5 protein-coding genes are annotated in these 6,906 nt (G+C 70.8%); 3 read left to right on the forward strand and 2 right to left on the reverse strand.

Annotation, left to right across the window (positions count from 1 at the left end; genetic code table 11):
• Positions 1-57: 57 nt before the first annotated feature.
• A complete protein-coding gene (locus HF999_RS16065) occupies positions 58-372 on the reverse strand; it encodes a hypothetical protein (RefSeq protein ID WP_168546800.1) in 315 nt (104 codons plus the stop codon).
• Here HF999_RS16065 and HF999_RS16070 point away from each other — a divergent pair.
• The 3 genes from HF999_RS16070 to HF999_RS16080 all read left to right on the forward strand — a co-directional run bounded on the left by HF999_RS16070 (position 353) and on the right by HF999_RS16080 (position 5,627).
• Complete coding sequence (locus HF999_RS16070) at positions 353-2,365, forward strand: glycoside hydrolase family 15 protein (protein ID WP_376766496.1); 2,013 nt, start codon at positions 353-355, stop codon at positions 2,363-2,365. The two genes, HF999_RS16065 and HF999_RS16070, sit on opposite strands and share 20 nt — an antisense overlap.
• Positions 2,366-2,392: 27 nt before the next feature.
• Positions 2,393-5,383, forward strand: coding sequence for an alpha-mannosidase (locus tag HF999_RS16075; RefSeq protein ID WP_168546854.1), 2,991 nt, complete (start codon positions 2,393-2,395; stop codon positions 5,381-5,383).
• A 91-nt stretch (positions 5,384-5,474) separates the two neighbouring features.
• Positions 5,475-5,627: a hypothetical protein gene (locus tag HF999_RS16080; protein WP_168546855.1), complete on the forward strand. Its 153-nt coding sequence runs from the start codon at positions 5,475-5,477 to the stop codon at positions 5,625-5,627.
• Positions 5,628-5,675: 48 nt separating this feature from the next.
• Here HF999_RS16080 and HF999_RS16085 read toward each other — a convergent pair.
• Positions 5,676-6,906: HNH endonuclease signature motif containing protein (locus HF999_RS16085; RefSeq protein ID WP_168546856.1), on the reverse strand; the 1,231-nt coding region annotated here is incomplete at its 5' end.

A 6,906-nucleotide genomic window follows, 5' to 3' on the forward strand; every position in this document is an offset into this window, starting at 1 on the left:
ATCAGCGCGAGCGTCACCTTCGACTTGGGCACCAGCGCCCGCCATCCGCGGCCTGCGTCAGACACTCTCGTCAGTCCCTTCTCCGGCCTCGTGACCTGCGACATCAGCGTGGGAGGCGCGCACGAGGCGGGCATCCAGCGCGTTGGCGACCAGGTCGATGAGGGCACTCAGCACGCGCACCACCAACATTGCGATCACTGCGAGTACAACCATCACCAGGCTGACCTGCAGCGCGAAGGGTAGACCCGTGAGCCACAGCTCCACCGAATCCCACCACTGCGCGATCGCATGCACGTACCCAGCGTAGCGACCGCCCTGCGCGAACCGGTCGCCGTGCCTCATCATTGACGGCATGCCATCGAAGAACGACACCCCGACCTCCGATGCCCCAGGTCCCGTCACCGCCGTCGACGAGGTCCCCGGCCCCGAGGCGCTCATCACCGAAGCCCCGGCCCTCGGGGACGCGGTCTTCCCGCCGATCCACGACTACGCCTTCCTCTCGGACTGCGAGAACACCTGCCTGATCGCGCGCGACGGCAGCGTCGAGTGGATGTGCATCCCCCGCCCGGACTCCCCCAGCGTCTTCGGCGCCATCCTCGACCGCGGCGCCGGGTCCTTCCGCCTCGCGCCGTACGGCGTGCGGGTCCCCGTCGACCGGCGCTACCTGCCGGGCAGCCTCATGCTCGAGACCACCTGGCAGACCTCGACGGGATGGCTGATCGTGCGCGACGCGCTCGTGATGGGCCCGTGGCACGACACGCAGACCCGGTCCCGCACGCACCGTCGGACCCCGACGGACTGGGACGCCGAGCACATCCTGCTCCGCACCGCCCGGTGCGTGTCCGGCACCGTCGAACTGCAGCTCAACTGCGAGCCCGCCTTCGACTACAACCGCGCCGGCGCCGAGTGGACCTACTCCGGCGACGGCTACGGCGAGGCCGTGGCGCGGGCCCGCACCGATTTCGGCGCGCACCCCGAGCTCAAGCTCACCACCAACATGCGGCTCGGCCTGGAGGGCCGGGAGGCCCGCGCGCACACCCGCCTCAAGGAGGGCGACGAGGTCTTCGTCGCCCTGTCCTGGAGCAAGCATCCGGTGCCGCAGACCTACGCCGAGGCCGCGCGGAAGATGTGGTCGACGGCGGAGTCGTGGCGGCAGTGGATCAACCGCGGCCAGTTCCCGGACCACCCGTGGCGCACCTACCTGCAGCGGTCGGCGCTCACGCTCAAGGGCCTGACCTACTCGCCCACCGGCGCATTGCTCGCCGCGTCCACGACCTCCCTGCCCGAGACCCCGGGCGGCGTGCGCAACTGGGACTACCGGTACGCCTGGGTCCGCGACTCGACCTTCGCCCTCTGGGGCCTGTACACGCTGGGCCTGGACCGCGAGGCGGAGGACTTCTTCTCCTTCATCGCCGATGTCTCGGGCGCCAACAACGGCGAACGGCATCCGCTGCAGGTCATGTACGGCGTCGGCGGGGAACGCACGTTGCACGAGGAGGAGCTCGGTCACCTGTCCGGGTACGACGGTGCCCGGCCCGTCCGGATCGGGAACGGTGCCTACGACCAGCGTCAGCACGACATCTGGGGCACCATGCTGGACTCGGTGTACCTGAACACCAAGTCCTCCGAGCGCATCCCGGAGACGCTGTGGCCGGTGCTCAAGGAGCAGGTCGAGGAGGCGCTCAAGCACTGGCGCGAGCCGGACCGCGGCATCTGGGAGGTGCGCGGGGAGCCGCAGCACTTCACGAGTTCGAAGGTGATGTGCTGGGTCGCGCTGGACCGCGGCGCCAAGCTCGCGCTGATGCACGGCGAGGACGACTACGCCCGCGCGTGGTCGAAGCAGGCGGAGGTGATCAAGGCCGACATCCTCGAGCACGGCGTGGACGAGCGGGGCGTGTTCACGCAGCGCTACGGCGCACCGGCGCTCGACGCATCGTTGCTGCTGGTCCCGCTGCTGCGGTTCCTGCCCTCCGACGATCCCCGCGTCCGCGCCACGGTGCTCGCCATCGCCGACGAGCTCACCGAGGACGGCCTCGTCCTGCGCTACCGGGTCGAGGAGACCGACGACGGGCTGCACGGCGAGGAGGGCACGTTCACGATCTGCTCGTTCTGGCTGGTGTCGGCGCTCGTCGAGATCGGCGAGGTCGCCCGCGCCCGGGCCCTGTGCGAACGGCTCCTGGCGTACTCGTCGCCGCTGAAGCTGTACGCGGAGGAGATCGACCCGAAGTCGGGCAAGCACCTCGGGAACTTCCCGCAGGCGTTCACCCACCTGGCGCTGATCAACGCGGTGGTGCACGTGATCCGCGCGGAGGACTCCACCGGGCACGACGCGTCGGCCTTCCTCCCGGCGCATCCGACCCCCTGACGCGCGCGAGGCCGTAGGTTCAGTGTCATGCACGACGATCGGCGGTTGACCGAAGAGCGCCTCGACAGATTCACCCGGGAGTTCCTGAACGGGGCGGTGTACTCGCACGCCGCCCCGGTCACGGTGACGGGGTGGGCCGCCCCGGGCGAACCCGTGCCGTTCGCGGAGGCGGCGGCGCAGGCGTTCACGCCGATCTCCCCCGGCACGCCGTGGGGCGCGCCCTGGTCCACGCTGTGGTTGCACGTGACCGGCGCGCCGCCGTCGGACTGGACGGAGGACGACGGTGCGCTGGAGCTCCGCGTGGAGCTCGGCTTCACCGGCGGCCCGGGGTTCAACGCCGAGGGCCTCGTGTACCGGGCGGACGGCACCGTCGTCAAAGGGATCTCGCCGTTCAACGCCTACGTGCCGCTGGAGCCCGGCGAACCCGTGGACCTGTACATCGAGTGCGCCGCGAACCCCGACCTGGGCGGCGACTTCGTCTCCCCCACGCACCTCGGCGACCGGGCCACCGCGGGCGACGGTCCGCTGTACCGGCTGGGCACGATCGACCTCGCGCTGCGCGATCGGACGGTGTGGGAGCTGCAGCAGGACGTCTGGACGCTGAACGGCCTGATGCACGAGCTGCCCTTCGACCTGCCCCGCCGGCACGAGGTGCTCCGCACGCTCGAGCGGATGCTCGACGTGGTGGACCCGCACGACATCGCCGCCACCGCCGCCGCGGGACGCGCGGCCCTGGCCCCCGCGCTGGCCTCGCCGGCCTCCGCGTCGGCGCACCGGATCACGGCGGTCGGCCACGCGCACATCGATTCGGCGTGGCTGTGGCCCGTCCGCGAGACGGCGCGCAAGTGCGCGCGGACCTTCGCCAATGTCGTGGATCTCATGGACCGCGACCCGTCCTTCCGCTTCGCGTGCTCGTCGGCGCAGCAGTTCGCGTGGGTGCGGGACCGGCACCCGGAGCTGTTCGCGCGCATCAAGGATCACGTGGCGGCGGGGCGGTTCGTCCCGGTCGGCGGCATGTGGGTGGAGGCCGATACGAACATGCCGGGCGGCGAGGCCATGGCCCGGCAGTTCGTGGCCGGCAAGCGGTTCTTCCTGCACGAGTTCGGGATCGACACCCCGGAGGCGTGGCTTCCCGACTCGTTCGGCTACTCGGCGGCGATGCCGCAGATCGTGGCCGCGGCGGGCTCGCGGTACTTCCTCACCCAGAAGCTGTCCTGGAACCAGACCAACCGAATGCCGCACTCGTCGTTCCTCTGGGAGGGCATCGACGGCACCGCCCTGTTCACCCACTTCCCGCCCGTCGACAAGTACAACTCGGACCTCTCCGGCGCGGATCTCGCTCGGGCGCAGAAGAACTATCGTGAGCAGGGCGTGGGCACGCGCTCCCTCGTCCCGTTCGGCTGGGGCGACGGTGGCGGCGGCCCGACCCGGGAGATGCTCGCCGCCGCGGCGCGGACCGCATCGCTCGACGGTTCGCCGACGGTGTCGGTCGGCACGCCGGTGGAGTTCTTCGACGCCGCCGCAGCGGAACTGGACCGACCTGCCCGGTGGTCCGGCGAGCTGTACCTCGAGTTCCACCGCGGCACGTACACCTCGCAGGCGAACACGAAGCAGGGCAATCGGCGCAGCGAGCACCTGCTGCGCGAGGCCGAACTCTGGGCCGCCACCGCCGCGGTCCGGACCGGATTCGCCTATCCCCTGGAGGAGCTCGAGGAGATCTGGCATCTGGTGCTGCTGCAGCAGTTCCACGACATCCTGCCCGGCAGCTCCATCGCCTGGGTGCACAAGGACGCGGAGCGCAACTACGCCGCCGTGGCGAAGCGGCTCGAGCGGATCATCGCGGCCGCACTGCAAGCACTGGCGGGCACCGGCGCTCCGACGCAGCGGGTCGCGCACGCCGCCGAGCAGACACTCGTGTTCAACGCCGCGCCGCACACCCGCGGCGGCGTACCGGCGTTGGGTGCCGCCGCGGTGAGCGCGGCGGCGGCCACGCCGCCGGTGCGGGAGGGCTCGGGCTACCGCCTCGACAACGGCGTGGTCTCCGCGCTGGTCGACGCCGGCGGCCTGCTCGTCTCGCTCGTCGACGCCGCCTCCGGCCGCGAGGCGATGGCCGGCCCCGGCAACCTGCTCCAGCTGCACCGCGACATCCCGAACCACTGGGAGGCGTGGGACATCGACTCCTTCTACCGGCGCGACGTGACGGACCTCGACGACGCCCGATCCGTGACGATCGACGGCGACGAGGTCGTGGTGCGGCGCGCGTTCGGCGAGTCGACGGTCACCCAGCGGATCGGCCTGCGCGCCGACTCCCCCGCGCTCGACATCGTCACCGAGATCGATTGGCACGAGCGGCAGAAGCTGCTCAAGCTGGCGTTCCCGTTCGACGTGCGCGCCGATCGCAGCGCCTCGGAGATCCAGTTCGGCCATGTCTTCCGGCCCACCCACGCCAACACCTCCTGGGACGCCGCGAAGTTCGAGATCTGCGCTCACCGGTGGGTGCACGTCGGCGAGCCCGACTACGGCGTCGCTGTGGCCAACGACTCCACCTACGGTCACGACATCACCGCGGTCGACGGGGGAACCGTCGTGCGTCTGTCCCTGCTGCGCGCTCCCCGCTACCCCGACCCGGAGACCGATCAGGGCTTCCATCGGCTCGCGATCTCGGTGCGCCCGGGTGCGGCGATCGGCGACGCCGTCGAGGAGGGCTACCGCCGGAACCTCGCTCCCCGCACCGTCGTCGGTCCGGCCGGATCTGTGGCTCCGCTCCTCACCGTCGATCACCCCGCCGTGATCGTCGAGTCCGTCAAGCTCGCCGAGGACGGCAGCGGCGATGTGGTCGTGCGCCTGTACGAGTCGCGCGGGAGCCGCGCGGACGCGACGATCCACGCCGACTTCCCGTACGAGTCCGTGGTCCGCACCGACCTGCTGGAGCGACCCGTCGCCGATCCCGAGCCCGCCGGTGACGTGCGTCTGTCCCTGCGCCCCTTCAAGATCGTCACGCTCCGCTTCCGCCGCTGACGTGCTCAGCGTCACCTGGATCGACCGGAATCTCGATGATAGATTAGAGGTTCATTACTATCATGCGATTCTTCGAACCTAGGAGGTCACGATGCTCAGCGTGCTCGCATTGATCGCTTTCACCGTCTTCCTCGTCTGGCTGACGAGCGATCACGACGGACTGGATTTCCGCGCACGGGACATCCGTCGCGCCGTCGCCGACCGGGACAGCCACACCGACCCCCGAGGCGTGATCGTCTCCTGACACTCGGACGCTGACAGCGCGAGGAAACGCCAGGACGGGCGCCGGCTCTCAGTAGGGCGGTGGGCTGTCGAATGTCGGGGCTGGTCGTTGGTGGGGCATGCCGATGATGCGCATGATGCCGATCTCGACCTCGCTGTTGGGCAGGGCTTTCCGGTCCTTGTCGGCCTGGAACGCGGTGACGGTGTCGCGGCGGCGGCGTTCGCGGCGGGCGTGTTCGCGTTGCAGGCGGGTGCGGCCGCCGGGTTGCGCTGTGCGAGTGTCGGCAGTCTCCGGTGACGCTGTGGTGGGGATGTCCCATTCGATGCGGGTGAGGTCGGGGAAGAGTTGCAGCATGATGCCGGTGGGGTCGACGATGTAGCGCCGTCCGTCGGGTGCGGTCCACAGGATCCGGCCGTCGGGTAGGCGGGCGTCGATCCACTGGCCTGCGGTTTTGAGTTGGTGGTGGCTGATGCACAGCGGTTGGATCTGCTCGGCGGTGGTCTGTCCGCCGAGTTCGGGTGCGGTGTGGTCGTATTCGCGGCGGTGGTCGATCTGCGCGCGGGCCGCGGGCCGGTTGCAGTGGGGGAACACGCACCGCGGGTGGATCAGCCGCAGGTAGCGGCGCAGGTCCGCCGATGGCCGGTAGCCGGAGCTTCCCCGTGCCCGCACGAGCGCGGGTGGGGCACCGGGTGGGACTGCGGGTAAGGGTTCGGGTGGGTGCGTGCCGCCCGGCCGTGGATCGCCGTCGGGTGCGTCGGGTCCGGGGCCGTCGGGTCCGGGATCGAAGCCCGTGTCGCCGGGGTCGTGATGTCCTTCGAGGCGGGCGACGATATCGCGCCAGGCCCACTGGACGTCGACCGCGCCGCGCGGCTCGGTCGGCGTGTGATCGCCCCCGTCCGGGGCGCCGCACGCCGGCGGGCTCGAGGAGCCTGCAGCACCATCGTCGTGGTTGGTGATCCGGCGGCCGAACGGGCGGATGACCGCGTCCTCGCGGGCTGCCAGTGCCCGCGCGAGCGCCACGCTGATCGGGCCGTGTCCCTCCAGGTACGCGAGCCCGCCACCACGCCCGGGTGCTGTGGTCGCCGCCGTGGTCGCCGCCGGGGCCTGCGTACTCGCATCTGCGGCGCCGTCGGTGAGGTCCTGCTCGTTGATGACCACGTTGATGAGGGTGATGAACCGGGTGATCGCGCCGTCCGCGTCCGGCTCGCCGTGGAACCGGGCTGTGCGGTATCGGCAGTCCGTGTTCGCGCAGGCGCAGCCGAGGGTGCTGTAGCCGCGGATCAGCTGCGCGATCCCGTCG

It is taken from the genome of Tsukamurella spumae, from assembly GCF_012396015.1.
GTDB lineage: Bacteria > Actinomycetota > Actinomycetes > Mycobacteriales > Mycobacteriaceae > Tsukamurella > Tsukamurella spumae.